This is a genomic window from Bacillus sp. FSL P4-0248 (genome assembly GCF_038593305.1).
Lineage (GTDB): Bacteria > Bacillota > Bacilli > Bacillales > Bacillaceae > Bacillus > Bacillus safensis.
On record NZ_CP151983.1, the window covers coordinates 1,662,138 to 1,681,350 of the forward strand.

Sequence of the window (19,213 nt, forward strand, 5' to 3'; positions counted from 1 at the left end):
CGAATAGTGGTATACGTGTGATGTGTTTGGTATGATGGTACTACTGAAAACTTAAGTACAGAAAGGAAACAACTGACGTTGAATGAACATGAAATGACTGAAAAAGCGATCCTTGTCGGCTGTCAATTGCCGCATGTAACGGATGAACGCTTCCAATACTCAATGGAAGAATTAGCTTCCTTAACCAAAACAGCTGGCGGTGAAGCTGTCAGCGTGATGACGCAGAAGAGAAATAGACAAGACAGCGCAACGTATATCGGTAAAGGGAAAGTAGAAGAACTTGAGGTGCTTTGCGAGGAGCTCGAATGTGATGTCATTATTTTTAACGACGAGCTTTCTCCAAGCCAGCTAAAAGCTTTGGCGACTGCTTTAGATGTGAAAATTATTGATCGTACGCAATTGATTTTAGATATCTTTGCAAAAAGAGCCCGTACAAGAGAGGGGAAGCTGCAAATAGAGCTTGCCCAGCTTCAGTATGCCCTGCCGAGACTAAGTGGACAAGGGATCAGCCTCTCAAGACAAGGGGGCGGAATTGGCGCAAGAGGTCCGGGTGAAACAAAACTTGAAACAGACAGACGCCATATTCGAAACCGCATTCACGAAATTAACGGGCAGTTATCTGCAGTCAAAGAACACCGAACAAGATACCGGGAACGCCGGAAGAAAAATGGTGTGTTCCAAATTGCCATCGTCGGGTATACGAATGCCGGAAAATCAACTTTGTTTAACCAGTTAACAGAAGCGGATAGTCATGAAGAGGATCTGCTGTTTGCGACACTTGATCCAATGACACGTAAGATGACATTAGAATCCGGCTACAGTGTGCTGATTTCAGATACAGTTGGCTTTATCCAAGACCTTCCGACCACACTGATTGCCGCATTTCGTTCCACCCTTGAAGAAGTGAAGGAAGCCGATTATTTGCTTCATGTCATCGACTCTTCTAATGAGGATTATGAAGGGCACGAACGAACGGTTCATGAGCTTTTAGAAGAATTAGAAGCCGACCGTATTCCGATGCTGACTGTTTACAACAAGGAAGATCAAATCAGACCAGATTTCATCCCATCTTCAAAGCATCGCCACATCTTAATCAGTGCTAAGCGCAAAGAAGATGTAAAAAGGTTAAAAGCGGATATTATGGCCGAGCTGAAAAAAGCCTTTTTAAAGCCATATCATGTAAAGATTCCAGCGTATGAAGGGAAGCTCATCTCCGCATTAAAATCAGAAACGCTTGTGGAATCACTAGAATTTCAAAAAGAAGCAGAGATATATGACATCATCGGATATAGTGGTGAGGATCAGACCATTTTAGGTCAAATCAAGAAGTATATGTTGGAAAGGAATTAAATCAAGATGTTTCACACATTAAAACACGGCAGTATTTTAGAACAAGCAGCAGCAGAAACAGAACAAGAGATTTTACACGTGCATCAGCAAATTGATCAAAAGAGCGAACAAAATGAGTGGCGGGTGCTTGAAAGCTATCGAAAGCACAAAGTCAGTGACTCTCACTTTAATCCGACGACTGGATATGGCTACGATGATATGGGGAGAGACACATTAGAAAAGATTTATGCGGATGTCTTCGGCGGAGAAAGCGGGCTTGTGCGTCCGCAAATTATTTCCGGTACACACGCAATTTCCATTGCCTTATTTGGTGTGCTGAGACCTGGCGATGAATTGATCTATATGACGGGAAAACCATACGATACGCTAGAAGAAATTGTCGGGATTCGCGGGAAAGAAGGGACAGGCTCATTAAAAGACTTCCAGATTGACTACAAAGCCATTGATTTACGACAAGATGGATCCGTCGATTATGAGAAAGTAAAAGAGTCGATTTCCTCTAAAACAAAAGTCATCGGCATTCAGCGTTCGAAAGGCTATGCGTCAAGACCATCCTTTACTATAGAAGAAATTGAGCAAATGATTTCATTTGTGAAAGAGATGAATGAAGAAATCATTGTGTTTATAGATAACTGTTATGGTGAATTTACTGAATTAAAAGAGCCGTGTCATGTCGGAGCTGACCTCATGGCCGGTTCACTCATTAAAAACCCAGGCGGAGGCCTTGCCAAAACAGGCGGCTACATCGTTGGAAAAGAAAAATGGGTAGAAGCTTGCTCTTATCGAATGACTTCTCCAGGCATCGGCAGTGAAGCGGGTGCATCGCTGTATACGCTTCAGGAAATGTATCAAGGCTTTTTCTTGGCGCCGCATGTTGTGGCTCAAAGCTTAAAAGGCGCAGTATTTACGGCTCGTTTTCTTGAGAAGCTCGGATTCCAAACAAACCCAGCGTGGAATGCGAAAAGAACGGATTTGATTCAATCAGTTGAATTTGGAGATCCTAAAAAAATGATTGCGTTCTGTCAGGCAATCCAGTATGCCTCTCCGATTAACAGTCACGTCACACCACATGCAAGCTATATGCCGGGCTACGAGGATGATGTCATTATGGCAGCGGGCACATTTGTACAAGGAGCCAGTATCGAATTATCAGCCGATGGTCCGATCAGACCGCCTTATACTGCCTATGTTCAAGGCGGACTCACGTATGCCCATGTGAAAAATGCGATTTGCAGTGCTGTCGATGCCTTATTGGAACAAGGTTTTATTGAAGTACCTGCTCAATAAAAAAATCCATGTTAATATTCCTAACATCTTGTTGACACATAATATAACATGACATATAATAAATTTAAGCAAAGAGGAGGAGACAGTTGAGATGAGTGATAACATTCGCCGCTCAATGCCTTTATTCCCAATTGGGATTGTCATGCAGCTAACAGAATTATCTGCAAGACAAATTCGCTATTATGAGGAAAATGGTTTAGTATTTCCAGCAAGAAGTGATGGAAACCGCCGATTATTTTCTTTTCATGATGTTGATAAATTACTAGAAATTAAAAACCTCATCGAACAAGGTGTAAACATGGCAGGAATCAAAAAGCTTTTTGCCAAAGCTGAGGCAGAAAATCCATCGTCTGTTACAAAGACGGAGGAAAAAACCACAGCGAAGCACAACTTGACAGATGATGAACTCAGGAAGCTACTGAAGAAGGAACTCATTCAGGCTGGACGTTTCCAACAAGGAACGACCTTTAGGCAGGGGGATATGTCAAGGTTCTTCCGTTAACCAATTAGCAAAAGCATTGCTATACACATTTTACCTTTTGTAGGGGAGGAGTTTTACGAAATGGCAAAGTACACAAGAGAAGATATCGTAAAATTAGTAAATGAGGAAAACGTAAAGTACATCCGTCTGCAGTTTACAGACATTCTCGGAACGATTAAAAATGTTGAGATTCCTGTGAGCCAGTTAGAAAAAGCTCTCGATAACAAATGTATGTTTGACGGTTCATCTATTGAAGGATTTGTACGTATCGAAGAATCAGATATGTATCTATACCCAGATCTAAACACATTTGTTATTTTCCCTTGGACAGCAGAAAAAGGTAAAGTTGCACGCTTTATTTGTGACATTTATAAGCCAGACGGGACACCATTTGATGGAGACCCGCGTAACAACTTAAAGCGTATCTTGAAGGAAATGGAAGAACTGGGATTTAGTGATTTCAACCTTGGACCTGAGCCAGAATTCTTCTTATTTAAATTAGATGAAAAAGGCGAGCCAACGCTTGAACTAAATGATAAAGGCGGATACTTTGACCTTGCACCAACAGATCTAGGCGAAAACTGCCGCCGTGATATCGTGCTAGAGCTTGAAGAAATGGGCTTTGAAATTGAAGCATCTCACCACGAAGTAGCACCAGGGCAGCACGAAATTGATTTCAAATATGCAGGCGCAATCCGTTCTTGTGACGACATTCAAACGTTCAAACTCGTTGTCAAAACCATTGCGAGAAAGCATGGTCTTCATGCGACATTCATGCCAAAACCATTGTTCGGTGTAAACGGATCTGGAATGCACTGTAACCTATCATTATTTAAAAATGGTAAAAACGCATTCTTTGATGAAAAAGCAGATTTACAATTAAGCGAGACGGCTAGACACTTTATCGCAGGTATCGTCAAGCACGCAACAAGCTTTACCGCAGTCACAAACCCAACGGTTAACTCATACAAGCGTCTTGTACCTGGCTATGAAGCACCTTGCTATGTGGCATGGAGTGCACAAAACCGCAGCCCATTGATCCGTATCCCGGCATCACGCGGCATCAGCACACGCGTAGAAGTGCGCAGCGTAGACCCATCTGCAAACCCATACCTTGCACTAAGCGTATTACTTGCAGCAGGTCTAGACGGAATCAAAAACAAACTAGAAGCACCAGCACCAATTGACAGAAACATCTATGTCATGGACAAAGAAGAGCGCCTTGAAAACGGCATCGCTGACCTTCCTGCAACACTTGCAGAAGCACTCGAGCTGCTGAAATCAAACGAAGTCATGATCAACGCACTAGGCGATCACCTATTCGAGCACTTCATCGAATCAAAAGAAATCGAATGGGATATGTTCAGAACTCAAGTACACCCATGGGAACGCGATCAGTATATGTCTCAGTATTAATAATAAAAACCCCTTGGAGCCATTGGTTTCAGGGGTTTTTATTTTGGTCAAAAAATAACGGAATAATATTTTTGGTCTTTGACCAAAATATGAACAAGAAAATTTGAAGTTATGAATTTAGGCTCACACTGCGAAGCAGAGTGGGTTTGATTTTATTAAATGGTGCGTTTTATCTTAGCGCTATAGCTTTAGGTGGTCTAATTATTGCTGTAATTAAAATAATAAAGAGCCTCTGTCATTTTTGAGAGGCTCTTTATTTTAACCGTAGTACTTCTAAATTTAAGGGAACCTATACAGCTCCTTTTTTATAATGAAATAAAGCGTATTGTAGATTGAAAACTTCAAGTCATATCTTTTCTTAATTTAAGTAGATTGTACCAAGTGAATCCACCGTGTTGCGAGTGTGATCTTCCATGATTTTTAAAACCAAGTTTTTCATAAAAGGGAATCAATTCTTTCTTACAAGTTAAAGTAATTCCTTCTCTCCTATTTTCTTTAACTAGTTCTTCCATTTTCTCTACTAATAATTTTGCTATCCTTTGGTTTCTAGCTGATTTTGAGACGACCAATCCTAAGATGCTTTGGTATCCACCTTTTGAGGTATTTTCCTTAATTTCTTCAAAAAGATCATCTGTAATATAAGGTTGATTAATAACAGGTCCATTAATATAGCCGACAATATTACCTTCTTTTTCTGCGACAATAAAAGTATCATTTATTAATCGAATCCTCTCAATTATAGCTTCTTTTGTAGCGGCCTCTTCTGTGGAAAAACCCTCATTTTCAATAACTAATAACTCATCTAAATCATCAAGTTGAACATTCCTTAAAATAACCATAATAGTTAGGACTCCTTTATATAATAAAAAATGTTTAAACTATAAAATTTTAGAACCCAAACAATAATTTGTCAAGAAAATCTTATACATTCGTTGTATCCAATAAGCATACTCTTTCATAATTTTATAAAATAAATCAATTTCACTTTCAGTAAAACTGTTACGTAGTAAATTATTTGCCTGTGTAAGTGCTCTAATTATCTTAGTCTTTATAGTTGTGAAAATAAATGAATGGTATAAAATGATTTGGCAATTCAGCGTTCCAGACGCAGAGATTTTGAAAGCGGAAGTTGAATGAGAAATAGATAGATTGGAAGAGGATCAAGATCTTCTAATCTATTATCAATTCATTTCCGAATTTAAAAATCCTTCCACCAGCATTTTCACCTAAGGAAGGAATAAGAATTCTTTTTCCATCTTCTCTTATATTTCCAAACTCTTTTTGTTTAAGAGCAGATGGTTTTTCTTCTGCTTCAAGGCCAGCATTTTTAAAAGCTTCAATATTGGCTGTCGTGAGCTGTTTTTCATTAGATGCTGCGCTACTGCAAGGCAAGCTGTTAGCATAATGAGACAAGTAAAAATGAATACAAAGAATTTCTTCATCATTGATCCTCCTGATTTTTAGGTGCAAAGGAAATTTTAGATGAAGTACCTTCTTTTTACTATTGTTTCGACAAAAATAGACAGCGTGAATAACTAATTAATTCTTTTATTTTGACTAAATTGTTAAAAATAATCATCTGGATGGTATACTTATGTGCATATTGTACTAGGAGGTATTCACCTTGAAACCATTTTGGGAAATAGACGAGGAAGGTTACTATACGTTAAAAAAGATCAACGAATCAGAAATATCTAAGGCTGAAAAGAAACTTGGAGTCACTTTGCCAGATACATATAAAAAGCTCATATTAGAACAAAATGGTGGTTATATATTTCATAATGCTTTTCCAACCAATCACTCTAATTCATGGGCTGAGGATCACATTCAATTTAATCACTTGCTGGGAATTGCTGAAGATGAAGGAATTATGGATAGTGCCTATTTAATAAAAGAGTGGGAGTTGTCAGAAGGGCTTGTTTTGATTAACGGGGATGGCCATACTTGGGTAGCGATGGATTATCGAAAAACGAAAAAGAATCCTCCAATTCATTATTTTGATGTTGAGATGGAAGAAGACTTTAAATTAGCAGATTCCTTTGATGAATTCATTGAGGGGCTTTATACAGTTGAGTATACTGTTGATGATGAAGCAGCTGAGGGTGAATATGAAATTCCTGAAGATCATTTAAGTAAAGAAGAACTTGAAGCTATATTTGAATCGGACGTCCTTGATGAAGGTAATCTGCATAAAATTCAATATTACCCAATGGTTGATTTGAACGAAATTGAATGGTTTTTTAAAAAGATGCAATATCACATTGAAAATACAAAAGATGAATATACGCTTTATCAAGTAGCTGATACGATTCTCTGCATTTTCTTATTAAATCAAAATATGCCGATTAACGAAAAAATTAGTGAGATTCTGGATCAAATTGTTAAATTTTTAGAAAAAAATGATAACCCACTACTAGTGAATCTCGGAGAAAATATTGCGATTGAAACAGAATTTCTATCTTAGTAGAACGATCTTAAGTTGTCCTTTCTAGAGAAATTATCGGAAATGGCTAAAGAAGAAAAAGTGAAAAAGCTGATGAATTTAAATTTTGTATTTTTTTCTATAAATATCTGTTAATTTATGACGAATTCCACGCCTCTTTTTCCGTTAATAGGATTGTGAAACTTTGAATCTCTATCTATATGTAGGTCTAATTTTAGATGTACGATTAAACCAATCGGCAAATAAAATAAGGGGGCTGAGCTTTTTGTAGTTGAGAACAAATGTTTAATTAACTACTTTGATTTCATTATGATAAGAATATGATTGACCCCTTCATGAACCTGGCTGAAACTCAGTCAGGTCTTTTTTATATCAATTTTAAAACATGAAGGCGGTCATTCTAAAAGAAATAAGTAGGCAGCTCCTCTCTTATAACCAACTCTTTTAATTACACACCATTCAATTATTATCATATTTGCGGGATACCGAAAATTTCTATTATGAGTAGACTCACTTTACATATGTTGTAAATCACGTGTTAGAATATACAAGGGATTTGTTTTGAAGGGGGTAAAGGGATGACAGAATTAATTGCCTCTCAGGAGGTAGGAAACATGTTAAACACCTGGAATCTTGCCATACAAAAAGGGGATTTGTCGGCAGCTATTGAAATGCAAGATGACATAGACAAGGCAATCGAACAAATGGAAGAAAATCAAGATATTCTTTTGTACTATCAACTATTAAGCTTTAGACTTAAGCTGAAACTTCAGAATATTAGCAAAAACCTAGATAAGCCATTCTTTGAGAGGAATGCACCAGACGAAAAAGAAGAGAAGACAAACAAACTCATGTCCTATTACTTCTATTTCTATAATGGGATCTATCATGACTACTTACAAGATTATGATAAGGCGCTAAGTTATTTCAGAATAGCTGAAAAGAAGTTGGCCTATGTTGATGATGAAATAGAAAAAGCAGAATTTCATTATAAATTAGCTGTTCTATTTTATGATTTGAAAATGACTTTCTTATCTAAATATCATGCTCAAATTGCTTGTGACACATTTAATGCACATGAATCATATATCAAAAGACAAATTAACTGTAGAATGCTGCATGCGCTGAACTTAATCGATCAATTTGAATATGAGAAAGCAAGTGAACTTTTTAATGAAGCAGAGAACATGATCCGGAGTATCAATGACAATCATTTAATTATTCATCTCTATTACAGCATGGGTTTTTTGGAAAGCAAAAGAGAGAATGCTGAGAAAGCATCTGCATTTTTTAGACGCACACTGAGTTATGAAGAAATTGAGCAACAAATGTTATTAAAAATGAGATGTTTATATGAACTAGCCAGAATAGAATTATCAAATCAAAGCAATGAAGTGATTGAATGGGTTGATCTAGGCATTTCCTTGTCGGAACAAGTGAACCATCACATTTTTCAAATTAAATTTAAATTGTTAAAAGAACTATTATATGAAACAAATGAAACTCAACAAGCCAATATAAGTAATTTGTGTGCAGAGCTTGAAGAAAGAAGAGTTTGGGTTGATTTAGAGGAAATCTTGGTTGATGTGGCGAAATATTTAGAGGAAAAAGGTTTGTTGCAACAATCATTGAAATACTATAAAAGAGCCTTACATGCAAGTCAATTTGTAGGAAAAGGAGTGAATTAAATGAAAAAGTCTTTTTTTATTCCATTATCAATAGCTGTGGTAGCATTAGGTACACTTTTCTTTACAAATGGTTTCATTCAACCTCAACATGATGATGTCCAAACCGTCGCATCAAGAGGGAGCTCTGGAGGATAATTGGTTAAAAAACGATAAAGTGGATTAAAGTGTAAGACTCCTTATGGTATTCTAGTAAAAGAATACGCCATAAAAGGAGTCTTTTTTATATGAAAATATTAGATGCTCCATCTTTACTATCAGCTGTCGAACAAAGGTCAAAAGCCTATCAGGAGCTTCGAGACGAAATGCAGCATGTGAAAAAAGCATTAAAAAGTGTGTCGGGATTAGGTGATGAATTTACTGGAAAAGGTGCAGACAATATTAAAGCCTTTTATGAGGATCTTGCGCTTTACACAGACACTTATCTTGATTTTATTGATATGCAAAAAGCTTTTTTAGATGGGGTAAAAGGAAAGCTTGATGATGAATCGTTAGGCGGGAGTACATTTATTGATGAGCATTTCTTAGGCGCTCAACTGAAACAAGGGATTCAGAATAATAAAGATATGGTCAAGGAACAAAAAGAAGCCCTATCCACTATTTTTGATGACATCAGTGATCTCATAGAACTGAATGTATTTTCAAGTAAAGAGGTCAATGAACATTTAGACGATGCAAACGAAAAAAGAAAAGAGGCAATTGATGCTGTACATAAATTAGATCATGCCCTAAAAACAGAGTACGAAAAATCAGAAGCGATTGAGAAACATCTTGCAACCTTTTATGCAAAAATGATGGCTGCTACAGGAAAAGGGAAAAATGCGCAGCCCATGTATTACGATGCAAAAGCATTTCATGAGACAAATGTGTACAAGAATCATGATAAAATCGATGCACAGGTGAAAGCATATTTAAAGGTGAAAAAAGAAGAAAAAGAGAAACGAAGAATCAAAGAATTGAAAGAAAAACTCAACGATCCTTCGTGTATATCAGAGGAAAAATACTTTGAGATTGTAGACGAAATTGGATATGAAAATCTTTCTTACGATCAAAAAATGTATTACAGCCAGCTTCTCCAGATCAAAGCGCAGGAAGAAGCATCAGAGGGGTTCGTTGATGTTGTAAAAGGTGCAGCAGTTGGTCTATATGATGTGGCCAAAGATACAGTAGTTGGCATCTACGATCTTGTGACAGATCCTGGTGGTGCCGTTGAATCGGTCGTAACGGCTGTTTCTCATCCAATTGAAACGTCGAAAGCGATTGGTAAGTCGATTTCAGACTCATTCCAAAAAGAAGTCATCGATGGTGATGCATATTCTCGATCACACTGGTTCGCCTATGCGACTGGTTCTCTAGCAGAAATCGTCTTTGGTTCTAAAGGGGCAGGTGCCATTACAAAAACGGGGGCAACAGCAGCCAAAACGACGGTGAAGAAAGGCCTTGAGCAAGGAGCAAAATCATTAGACAGAGTTTCTATTCCGAATCTATTGCCATACTCACCAAAGTTTCAAATGGCTGGCGGCCCGAAGCTGCCGTATAACGTGTTTGACGGAGAAAATCTCAAAAATAAACTCCTCTCCATGGCGAAGCGTCTAGACAACAATTCAGGATACGGCATCTCTAAGACAGGCAGACGCTTACCAGCACCAAAATCACCACCAACCGTTGTTAGTTACGGAGAACACTATGTGAGATGGAAACGTAAGAAAGTATTAAAACCGAATGTCGTTTATTCAACAAAGCAAGGCTACACCTACACAACCGATCACTACGGACGTATTGTCAAAGTCGAAGCAAGTGATTTAAAATACGGAGAGGTCAAAAGAAACCAATATGCCCAATCCAATTCAGGAAAGCCGGATCGATTATCAAAAGATGACGGAGGTCACTTGATTGCCTCTATTTTTAAAGGGTCTGGGGATATTGATAACCTTGTTCCGATGAGTTCACAGATTAATAGAAGTGGCGGGAAATGGTATGAGATGGAGCAACGGTGGTTGAAAGCTTTGAAAACCGATCCACCTAAAACTGTGACTGTTTCAATAAAAGCATTTTATGAATCCGATTCGTTAAGACCATCTGAATTCCTAGTCAAATACAAGATAGACGGAAGAGTTTATACAGACACAATATATAACAGACCAGGAGGATGAACAAATGGAAACAAAAGAGATGGAAAGCTTATATAGAGAAATAGCCAGAAATTTAAATGAAATGATTCCAGTGGAGTGGGATACAATTTGGATGTATGCAGAAATGTTAGATGACTCTGCATCTGCTCTCTTTTATTTTACGGTTCCTAATAAAGAGGAATATTTTTATTCACACAATATCCCAGATCAATATCAGGTTAGTGAAGACATATATGATAGCCTGTTGATTAACTTACAAAGAAAGCTAAGACAGTTGAGGGAAGAGTATACTAAAGAACAATCAGATAAATGGACAACTGTAAAAATGAAATTGACTTATTCAGGAAAAATGTCAACAGATTTTGGTTACGATGATGTATTTTCTTTAGGTATTGACAATATACAGAGAATAGCAGTTTGGGAATATGAAACGTTTGGATTTTTACCCGATGATGAGGAAGATAAAGAAGCCGTGCTAAATTTTATAAAAAATAAAGACGATAACTAACGCACAATACCCTCCGATTAAGGAGGGTATTTGTCATATATGTTTCATAAAAGCCTCATTTCCATTATTTAAACCGATAAATCGTCACCTCACAATCACCCAGTACCTCTTCAATCATCTCTTCCACAACCGTCCAATCGCCGCCAGCCAATCCGCAGCCGATCCCGTATGGAATGGCGATGGACGTTTGGTTTTTCTCTTCAGGTGATTGTGTCACTGTATCCTTTAGGTGTTGAAAGCAGCTGCGTAAGGCATCGTAGTCTGTTTGCTTTCTTGTTCTTCCGTATCCAGCTTGGGCAAATAAGTTGGCAATTGTTTTTCCGTCTTTTGTTGTGATAAGTTGAACGGAGCTTAACAAGTCATCTCCTTGTTCTGTACATAACTGTTTATAATCTTTGAACACATTCGGATATTTGCTTTTGATTTGTTTCGCTAATCCAGCGCCCATGACTCCTTTACAGTTCACTTGGTGACAAATGATGTCTTCGCTTGCCTCTAATATATTGCCGTCTACCGTTTTGATCATATGCAGTAACCCCTTTTTGATAAAATGTAAACATATGTTCTATTATAGCAGTTTTGTTTCTATGATTTAATAGCCTTTGATGAGTTTTTAGTTAGTACACGATGTTCAGGTGACAGCAAAGTGACAAACATGTCATATGATTCCATGGTTTGTTCGTTCGATCGATGGAGGCAGACATCTCATTTCAATTATCTTTATCATAAATCAAGTAAAAAGGGATGAAATGAGATGCGGGGACTTAATGAAGATTTATTTAGGCGGGTGAATGAGCTCAGTATCGATCATGGTTACTTGAATCCAATATTTATTGGACTAGCTGAATATACAGTGCTGCTGGCAGCGCTCGTGTGTCTGTTCGTATGGTTTCAAAATCGCAGCAGGTACAATAGGGCGATGGTCGTATCTGCCGGAGTGACCTTCATATTGGCAGAGTTACTTTGGAAAATCGCAGGGCTCCTTTATTTCAATCAGCAGCCCTTTGCAGAAATGAGCCACGTCAATCTTTTGATTCAAAAGGAAGTGAATAACTCGTTTCCAAGTGATCATACCATCTTTATTTTTTCGATTTGCGTGATCTTTTGGCTGTTTCACAAACGCCATATGTATTGGCTGATCATTGCGTGTGCTGTTGGTTTTTCAAGGATTTGGGTAGGTGTTCATTATCCATTTGATGTCTTGGCAGGAGCTGCTATAGCGTGTTTAACAGCCGCCGCCGTTGTATATGTGCCGCTATGCCAAAAGAGCGTTGATGCCCTTTTGTCATGCTATGAATGGCTTGAACAAAAATTGGTAGGGAAGAGAACAAAATAACATTGTTGCAGCAAAATACCCCGATCTGTTTATGGCTCAGATCGGGGTGCTTTTTATTTTCGCCAAAACGTTGAACAATCCGCTTTGTCTTCGATATTAAATTCGATGATTTTTTTTAGGAGAGGATAATCAACTTGCAAGCTTTCTTTCATGCGAAACAGATTTTTCCCATGATCGTACCCAGCTTGTACAATGTCAGCTGAAAATTGATCAATTCCTTTTGCTTCTGGTGCGACAGAAATGTGATGTTTTGCCACGCTAAACCCAATAATAAATGTGCCGTGATCTGTGAACATGGGCTGATTCCAAGCAATTCTTGGCTCTAATTGAGGGAATGTGTCTTCTATCCATTGTAAGATGTCTTGAGTGCGCTGCTTCAGCTCTGGGTTACCGATTTTGCTGATATATTCTTCAAACACATGCATGATATTTTATCCTCCCAATCCATCTACCTCATAAGCCTCAGACGGGATTCGAACCCGCACTCCTTTCGTAAGCATAGGCTAGGGGCAACACGCTTCCCTACGGAATTTCACCGACAGGAATTTCACCTGTCTCAGCTCATGTGCTTTTCGGTGCTTCTGAAACCCTTGCCTTGCGACCCGCCAGCTACAATTTGTTTTACGGCGCTCTTCCCTTCTAGAGCTACTGAGGCGTGTAAGTGATTGATCATATTATATAAAGAAATTGGATAAATGAAAAGCTGCTATGAACCATCATAAGATTAGAAAACCTCGACATTGGGCTTTTTTCATTTCATCTCGAGATGTTTATTTTAAAAAAAGGCGGAATTTTTTCGCAAATATCGTTGACTAGGAGAAAGAAACGCACTTTCAATGGAAACGGTTGTTGAAGATTCAAGTGATTCATATTAAAATGATGTCAAATGGACTAATTAGCAATTGCTAATAGAAGTTCCATATTTAGTGAATTCATGTGTTTTAGCTGAAGGTGATTGGGGGTGTAGAATGAGCAAAGTTCCTGTTGCGGAATTGGCATCACTATTAAATGACTGGAACATGGAAATCAAAAAAGATCATGCAGATGAGGCAGAACGGTTATTTGCCAAAGCGAAACAAGCGGTAGAGGAAATTGACGATGCGGATATCCTCATATACTATTCTCTTCTTGAGAAGAGGCATCACATTCTGATGTACAATTTAAGAGGGCAAAAGGGCAATGTTTCAACGAAAAGCATAGAGGGTCATTATGGAAAAAAAGAAGATGACCTGTCTAACCGTCTTGCCTATTATTTTGATTTTTATGAGGGTGTGTATGAGCAGCATCAAGGTAATTATGAGGTTGCATTGCAGATGTATCAAAGTGCTGAAAAGCTCTTAGATAAAATTCCAAGTGAGATCGAACGTGCTGATTTCGATTTTAAAGTGGCATGGCTTTATTACCGGCTCAGTCATATTATGCTCTCACTAAGCTATATCCGCAGAGCGCTCCACGTCTATAAGCGGCACAAGCAGTATGAAAGAAGAACGGCCCTTTCATACTCTCTTATAGCAGCGAATCTAACAGAGATCGGCCGGTATGAAGAGGCGCTTGAGAATTATCGTCTGGCAGAAAAAGTTTTGACAAGCGAGCAGGATGATTTTATGCTGGCTCAGCTTCATCACAATGTGGCCATTTTATATTCATTTTGGAATAAACCGAAGGAATCGATACGTCATCTTGAAAAAGCACTGTCTCATCAAGAGTATTATGATTCAGATTTCTTTTTCCATTCTACGTATCTGATCAGCCGAGAACTCTGTGTGATTGGTGAAAAGCAGCGTGCAAGCCAATATATAGAGGCTGCATATGCCAGAATGAAAGATGCTTCTCATGAAGTGTTTCAGCTAAAAATAGGCATCGTACATGATCTTTACTTAACGCATGCACCGCAAAGATTTCAGCAAATTGATGAGAAATTAAGAAAGTTAGAAGAGAAGAATGAATATCATGAAGTAAAAGAGCTATCACAATTTGCAGCAAAATATTGTGAAAAGCAAGCACTTTATGAGCAGTCTGTTTTTTACTTGAACAAAAGTTTAGAAGCGGATTTACATATGAAAAGAATGGGGTTGATTTAAGATGAAAACAGGATTAAAAGTATTATTCGTTGTAGGTTTAGCGGTCGCTGCGACTGTTCTGACGCAAAACGTTACAGGTTCTTTCGAAGTTGCAGAAAAAATCATTGGTGGTTAATACCATTTATCTCTCGCCCTTGTTGATATCGTCAGCAAGGGTTTTTTGTGTTTTAATAGGCTCTTCTTATTAAACGCTGCAAGAACGTTTAATAAGAAGAATTCGCAACAAAGGGGGTGTGCAAATTTATTACCTGCTCCATTATTCTAAATAAACATAGGGCAGAGCAACAAGTTAAAAAGGTCACTTTTCTTTGCTTAATTTAATTTTTTGCAGGACTTTTCATTCAAATTTTATCAAATTGGTCTAATGTACATAGAAGGAAAAGAAAAAGCAGGGGCACCGCCCCATTTGTCATGCATATGATGAGATAAGGTCTGATTCGAAGGCAGGTGATTGTATGTATCCACGGGTTTATGGTGGTTTTCATGGAGGCGGATTTACAGGAGGAGGAGCACATATTGGGCCGGTTGGTTCCCATATCGGCTTTGGCGGGTCTTATTTGAGCCCTGGTGTGTTCTCTGGCTTGGGAGGTTTTCCTGGGTACGGGGGATTCGGGACATTTTCTGGATATCCGTATGGTTCTACGTTCATCATGGGACGTCCTCCTGGTTTTTATGTGAGGAGTTATTAGTGTAAGAGCACAATAATTGAAATAGCCATCTAAAGATAGGCTATTTCAATTGGTGAAAGTGCTTCAATCCAGCAGTTATCACAATGACCCCTAGGATGATGATAGGCAGCCAGATGATGATAAATGGATCGTAACGATCTGTATATGCAGCAATAGCTGCACCTAGGCAGTAGAAGACAATAGAGCCTATTCGCATCAAGCTTACAAGCTGGATAGGGGCCTTTCTTTTTTCCCGGTATGATATACGCTGAGCTGCATCTTCAAATAGGTTAGCAAGTGTACTCGTGAGAACGGTTGTGGAAATGCCAGCAACATTCAATTTACGAGCGGCTGCTGTCTGCATACCCATAGCCATACTTAAAAGGATGATCAGCATAAAGTAAGCACCTTGTGTATAAGGGAAAACGGTCATGAGAGCAAATAGAAGCAAAATCATCAATTCGATGATAAAAATGCGTGTAACGGCTTTTGGCCAAAACGTTTTCTCATGCTTTCCGCCTATCACAACTGCAAGTAAAACCCCTAAAACGAACCCACTTAGAGCAATGATAGAATGAAGGGCTGTTAGCTGCAAGGAGCTTCCTGCTGCAATGCCAAGCAGCACAATATTACCTGTCATATTGGCTGTAAACACATGCCCTAGGCTTAAATAGCCAATCACATCCACAATTCCTGCGGAAAGACATAAGAAAACCAAAGCTGTATTTCGAAATGAATGTGCGGTCAAAATAGTCATTCCTTTCTTCCTCTCTAATGAATAAGTGTAACGCTTTATGACCGCGAATGTCCATCTGATGAGATGGTCACATGTGTGCAAGCTGATGTAAGACTTGTCTAAAAGTATCATCATTCACAAGGTGCCTCATGCGGCGGAACGGATCGCCCTTTTCCTTTAAACGCTCTATAACAGCCGGCATCGTAAAAAGAGAAGGATGAAGCTCATCATGATAGAGTTCGTCCCATTCAAGCGGTGTCGCAACAAGTCCAAGCTCATTTCCTCTTGGGGAATATGGAGCGATGATTGTTTTCCCAGCATCATGCTGAATGTAGTCTAAATACAAGCGATTGCCGCGGTTTTTCTTAAGACGTTCCAGAGTAAAAAGATCCGGTGCTTGCTCACATAAAAATTGGCATATAAACGCGGTGAATTGTCTTGTTTCTTCGTATGTGAAGGCGTTTTTCTTTAAAGGAATATAGACTTGAAGCCCTTTACCTCCGCTTGTTTTAATAAAGGCTGTGAGGAAAAGCCCGTCTAAAAGCGCTTTGATTCGTTTAGCAGCTTCTATGGCTAGATGAAACTCATTTACAGATGGCGGGTCCAGATCAAAGACGATTTCTGTCGGCCGATTCGTATCTCTTGTTTCAAAAGGGATATGAAATTCCATCGCCAGCTGGTTGCCAAGCCAAAGAAGCGTACGAGGATCATTACAGACCGTATAAGAAATATCATCAACTTCATCTGTTAAAACAAAATCCGGCGCATAATCAGGTGTCGTCTTTTGATAAAAGAATTCGTCTCCAGTGCCGTGCGGATACCGAATTAAAGTAAGACGCCTTTCACGTAAAAAGGGCAAAAGGTAGGGAGCCGCTTGTCTTAAATAAAGTAAGTAATCTGCCTTGTTTAGTTGAAGAGCCGGGACAATCGGTTTCTCAGGGTGAGTGACTTCTATAGCAGCAGGGAGTGGATACAGCTGTTTGAGCATGTGCTGAAATGTACATGCTGCTGGATCAGCATCTAGTAAAAAGGAAGAAAAACGCGGCTCTCTTAACGCCGATCCATCAAAGGATATACAAGCAATGCTGGCAACGATAGAAGGGGGGATTTCGTATAATGATCCTCCTGTTAACTGGCCTTTTGTCTGAAATAGCGTACGCAGCGTTTGTTCTTCTTCATTAGAAAATCCATGCTTGAATTGGACAACCTCGATGAGTGTCGAATCTTGATAAATGGAACCTTGGAAATAGCCATTTTCTTTGTCAAAACGGGTGACAATGACAGAGACATACCGCCAGTTTTTCATTTTCAGCCATTCTTTTGAACGAGTATTGTCATGCCATTTACTCATCTTTTTTTTCGCTACTAGTCCTTCTGCTAAATACATCGTCATCACGTTTTTCATGTATTCAGAGTCTGGATCTGTATGAATGACCTGCAAAAGGGAAGGGTGCTTAAGCTGAACTGATGAGGGGAGCTTTGCTTCTTGGAATAATTGCTGCAGCTGATTTTTTCTTTCCATCAACGGTGAATCAACGATAGGTTTCCCTTTGCAGCTTAATAGATCGAATGCAATAAAATGACATGGAAATCGTTCAGCCTGTCTTTGGATGGCTTCTTTGTTTTTCAGCCTGCCTCTTTGCTGAACCTTCGCAAACTCGCTTTGCTGTTCACTCAGTAAAAAGACCAATTCTCCGTCAAGCGTCAGCGGTAAATAAGGAGCAAATTGGTCTCTTAATTGTTCGCACTGATCCATCACTTCAGGAAATTGCTTATTCAGCTGTTTTCCGGTCCTGCTTTCTAAACGAATCTCGTCTTCTTCCCATACAAGAATAGCCCGAAAGCCATCATATTTTAATTCATATACCCAGTCTGCACCGGCAGGTATATCATGTGCAGGTGTTAATCGCATAGGTTTCATTGTGCATGTCACTTCCTTATATCATGTGTTCTTAGAGTGGGATGAAATTTTCAATCACATACATAAGTCTGATGAAAACATTACATAGTAAGGAGAAAAGAACGGAGGAAGCGCGATGCATACAGTATGGAAAGGCGGCATTAGTTTCGGATTGGTCAATATTCCAGTCAAGCTGTTTACCGCTACAGAGAACAAAGACATTAAATTAAGACAGCTGCATAAAGAGTGTCACACGCCCATTAACTACAAGAAAGTATGTGCCAATTGCGGTGAAGAAGTAGCGCCGGAACAAATCGTCAAGGCGTATGAATATGCGAAAAATAAATTTATTGAATTGGACGATGAAGAGCTGGAAAAACTGCGAAAAGAAAATGAAGAAAAAGCCGTAGAAATCATTGATTTTGTGAAGATTGAAGAGATTGATCCCATCTATTATGAAAGAAGTTACTTCTTATCACCGGATACTGGCGGAGCGAAGGCTTATTCATTATTAAGAAAAGCTTTAGAGGAATCGGGGAAAATTGGTGTCGCAAAGATTATGATCCGCTCAAAGGAACAATTAGCAATCGTTAGGTGCTATGAACATATTTTGCTGATGGAGACCATTCATTTCCCTGATGAAATTAGACAAGTATCAGATGTACCGAATATTCCCCAAGAGGAGAACATTGTAAAGAAAGAGTTAGATACAGCGCTCCTTTTAATCGAGCAGCTGACCACGACATTCGATCCAGCGGCATATCAAGATGAATACAGAGAACAGCTGATGAATTTAATTGGCGATAAAATATCTGGAGAACATACCGTTCAGCCGGAAACGACAGGCAAAAAAGATCCTGCAGCCAATGTGACTGATTTAATGGCCGCACTACAGGCATCAATCGACCGATCAAAACCAGCCAAAGCGAAAAAAGCAGCACCTAAGAAAAGAAAAACACCAGCGAAAAAGGAAAAAAATGCATAAAAACAAGACAGCTGACAAGCGGTCTTAAATTGTTGACAAAAGGCTAAAATGATCTTTATTTTAGCCTTTTGTTTTCATTCAGCGTGATAGAAAACCTTTGCAGTCTAGGAAGGACGAGTACCGGAGTGGAGCGAATTTGACATTCGTGAGCACCGGAGCGCAGACCTGACAAAGAATGCGAGGGTTTGTCTACACGCTAAGACCG

17 protein-coding genes and 2 pseudogenes are annotated in these 19,213 nt (G+C 38.9%); 13 read left to right on the plus strand and 6 right to left on the minus strand.

The features are described 5' to 3' along the window. Nucleotides 1-78: 78 nt before the first annotated feature. From hflX to glnA, 4 genes are all read left to right on the plus strand, one after another. The gene (gene hflX, locus NST65_RS08370; RefSeq protein WP_046311059.1) at nt 79-1,350 is read left to right on the plus strand and encodes a GTPase HflX; all 1,272 of its coding nucleotides are present in this window, start codon (nt 79-81) and stop codon (nt 1,348-1,350) included. A gap of 6 nt (nt 1,351-1,356) precedes the next feature. Continuing rightward, nucleotides 1,357-2,637 carry an aminotransferase class I/II-fold pyridoxal phosphate-dependent enzyme gene (locus tag NST65_RS08375; RefSeq protein WP_342489359.1) on the plus strand — a complete coding sequence of 427 codons (1,281 nt, stop codon included), beginning with the start codon at nt 1,357-1,359 and terminating at the stop codon, nt 2,635-2,637. Nucleotides 2,638-2,728: 91 nt separating this feature from the next. Further along, a complete protein-coding gene (locus NST65_RS08380; protein WP_034281940.1) occupies nt 2,729-3,139 on the plus strand; it encodes a MerR family transcriptional regulator in 411 nt (136 codons plus the stop codon). A gap of 60 nt (nt 3,140-3,199) precedes the next feature. Further along, nucleotides 3,200-4,534: a type I glutamate--ammonia ligase gene (gene glnA, locus NST65_RS08385; RefSeq protein ID WP_025093273.1), complete on the plus strand. Its 1,335-nt coding sequence runs from the start codon at nt 3,200-3,202 to the stop codon at nt 4,532-4,534. A gap of 341 nt (nt 4,535-4,875) precedes the next feature. On the opposite strand, the gene NST65_RS08390 is transcribed toward glnA, so the two are convergent. Next, nucleotides 4,876-5,373 (minus strand): GNAT family N-acetyltransferase, encoded by a 498-nt coding sequence (locus NST65_RS08390; protein WP_041117472.1) that lies wholly within the window; start codon nt 5,371-5,373, stop codon nt 4,876-4,878. A gap of 196 nt (nt 5,374-5,569) precedes the next feature. Between NST65_RS08390 and NST65_RS08395 the strand changes: the two are divergent. Continuing rightward, a pseudogene (locus NST65_RS08395) lies at nt 5,570-5,668 on the plus strand (hypothetical protein); the annotation flags it as partial. Between the two features lie 51 nt (nt 5,669-5,719). On the opposite strand, the pseudogene NST65_RS08400 reads toward NST65_RS08395, so the two are convergent. Then, nucleotides 5,720-5,976, minus strand: a pseudogene (locus tag NST65_RS08400) (stress protein); the annotation flags it as partial. A gap of 182 nt (nt 5,977-6,158) precedes the next feature. Here NST65_RS08400 and NST65_RS08405 point away from each other — a divergent pair. From NST65_RS08405 to NST65_RS08425, 5 genes are all read left to right on the plus strand, one after another. Beyond that, entirely contained in the window at nt 6,159-6,998 is an 840-nt protein-coding gene (locus tag NST65_RS08405; protein WP_111927423.1) for an SMI1/KNR4 family protein, read from the plus strand. Between the two features lie 557 nt (nt 6,999-7,555). Next, nucleotides 7,556-8,665 (plus strand): RapH N-terminal domain-containing protein, encoded by a 1,110-nt coding sequence (locus tag NST65_RS08410; protein ID WP_041117476.1) that lies wholly within the window; start codon nt 7,556-7,558, stop codon nt 8,663-8,665. Next, nucleotides 8,666-8,800, plus strand: coding sequence for a hypothetical protein (locus tag NST65_RS08415; RefSeq protein ID WP_254966822.1), 135 nt, complete (start codon nt 8,666-8,668; stop codon nt 8,798-8,800). It abuts the gene before it with no gap. 89 nt (nt 8,801-8,889) lie between these two features. Next, nucleotides 8,890-10,815, plus strand: coding sequence for a T7SS effector LXG polymorphic toxin (locus tag NST65_RS08420; RefSeq protein ID WP_065214385.1), 1,926 nt, complete (start codon nt 8,890-8,892; stop codon nt 10,813-10,815). A gap of 4 nt (nt 10,816-10,819) precedes the next feature. Then, nucleotides 10,820-11,302: an immunity protein YezG family protein gene (locus tag NST65_RS08425; protein WP_041117480.1), complete on the plus strand. Its 483-nt coding sequence runs from the start codon at nt 10,820-10,822 to the stop codon at nt 11,300-11,302. Nucleotides 11,303-11,366: 64 nt separating this feature from the next. Here NST65_RS08425 and NST65_RS08430 read toward each other — a convergent pair whose 3' ends face one another. Further along, complete coding sequence (locus NST65_RS08430) at nt 11,367-11,828, minus strand: macro domain-containing protein (RefSeq protein WP_041117482.1); 462 nt, start codon at nt 11,826-11,828, stop codon at nt 11,367-11,369. A gap of 228 nt (nt 11,829-12,056) precedes the next feature. On the opposite strand from NST65_RS08430, the gene NST65_RS08435 reads away from it, so the two are divergent. Next, nucleotides 12,057-12,638 (plus strand): undecaprenyl-diphosphatase, encoded by a 582-nt coding sequence (locus tag NST65_RS08435; RefSeq protein ID WP_041117484.1) that lies wholly within the window; start codon nt 12,057-12,059, stop codon nt 12,636-12,638. A gap of 53 nt (nt 12,639-12,691) precedes the next feature. On the opposite strand, the gene NST65_RS08440 is transcribed toward NST65_RS08435, so the two are convergent. After that, complete coding sequence (locus NST65_RS08440; RefSeq protein ID WP_041117486.1) at nt 12,692-13,063, minus strand: iron chaperone; 372 nt, start codon at nt 13,061-13,063, stop codon at nt 12,692-12,694. 543 nt (nt 13,064-13,606) lie between these two features. Here NST65_RS08440 and NST65_RS08445 point away from each other — a divergent pair. Continuing rightward, entirely contained in the window at nt 13,607-14,719 is a 1,113-nt protein-coding gene (locus tag NST65_RS08445; RefSeq protein ID WP_034283371.1) for a tetratricopeptide repeat protein, read from the plus strand. Between the two features lie 729 nt (nt 14,720-15,448). Here the strand turns inward: NST65_RS08445 and NST65_RS08450 are convergent. Together NST65_RS08450 and NST65_RS08455 are read right to left on the minus strand one after the other, a co-directional pair. Further along, entirely contained in the window at nt 15,449-16,144 is a 696-nt protein-coding gene (locus NST65_RS08450; protein WP_041117490.1) for a YoaK family protein, read from the minus strand. A gap of 67 nt (nt 16,145-16,211) precedes the next feature. After that, the gene (locus NST65_RS08455; RefSeq protein WP_041117492.1) at nt 16,212-18,044 is read right to left on the minus strand and encodes a DNA ligase D; all 1,833 of its coding nucleotides are present in this window, start codon (nt 18,042-18,044) and stop codon (nt 16,212-16,214) included. A 115-nt stretch (nt 18,045-18,159) separates the two neighbouring features. Between NST65_RS08455 and NST65_RS08460 the strand changes: the two genes are divergently transcribed. Next, nucleotides 18,160-19,008, plus strand: a complete 849-nt coding sequence (locus NST65_RS08460; RefSeq protein ID WP_024425113.1) for a Ku protein — start codon at nt 18,160-18,162, stop codon at nt 19,006-19,008. The last annotated feature ends 205 nt before the right edge of the window (nt 19,009-19,213 follow it).

Bases quoted from the DNA above. Each gene is read 5' to 3' on its own strand.
- NST65_RS08375 (WP_342489359.1), top strand. From the start codon at position 1,357: ATGTTTCACACATTAAAACACGGCAGTATTTTAGAACAAGCAGCAGCA.
- NST65_RS08380 (WP_034281940.1), top strand. From the start codon at position 2,729: ATGAGTGATAACATTCGCCGCTCAATGCCTTTATTCCCAATTGGGATT.
- glnA (WP_025093273.1), top strand. From the start codon at position 3,200: ATGGCAAAGTACACAAGAGAAGATATCGTAAAATTAGTAAATGAGGAA.
- NST65_RS08390 (WP_041117472.1), bottom strand. From the start codon at position 5,373: ATGGTTATTTTAAGGAATGTTCAACTTGATGATTTAGATGAGTTATTA.
- NST65_RS08410 (WP_041117476.1), top strand. From the start codon at position 7,556: ATGACAGAATTAATTGCCTCTCAGGAGGTAGGAAACATGTTAAACACC.
- NST65_RS08415 (WP_254966822.1), top strand. From the start codon at position 8,666: ATGAAAAAGTCTTTTTTTATTCCATTATCAATAGCTGTGGTAGCATTA.
- NST65_RS08420 (WP_065214385.1), top strand. From the start codon at position 8,890: ATGAAAATATTAGATGCTCCATCTTTACTATCAGCTGTCGAACAAAGG.
- NST65_RS08425 (WP_041117480.1), top strand. From the start codon at position 10,820: ATGGAAACAAAAGAGATGGAAAGCTTATATAGAGAAATAGCCAGAAAT.
- NST65_RS08430 (WP_041117482.1), bottom strand. From the start codon at position 11,828: ATGATCAAAACGGTAGACGGCAATATATTAGAGGCAAGCGAAGACATC.
- NST65_RS08435 (WP_041117484.1), top strand. From the start codon at position 12,057: ATGCGGGGACTTAATGAAGATTTATTTAGGCGGGTGAATGAGCTCAGT.
- NST65_RS08440 (WP_041117486.1), bottom strand. From the start codon at position 13,063: ATGCATGTGTTTGAAGAATATATCAGCAAAATCGGTAACCCAGAGCTG.
- NST65_RS08445 (WP_034283371.1), top strand. From the start codon at position 13,607: ATGAGCAAAGTTCCTGTTGCGGAATTGGCATCACTATTAAATGACTGG.
- NST65_RS08450 (WP_041117490.1), bottom strand. From the start codon at position 16,144: ATGACTATTTTGACCGCACATTCATTTCGAAATACAGCTTTGGTTTTC.
- NST65_RS08455 (WP_041117492.1), bottom strand. From the start codon at position 18,044: ATGAAACCTATGCGATTAACACCTGCACATGATATACCTGCCGGTGCA.
- NST65_RS08460 (WP_024425113.1), top strand. From the start codon at position 18,160: ATGCATACAGTATGGAAAGGCGGCATTAGTTTCGGATTGGTCAATATT.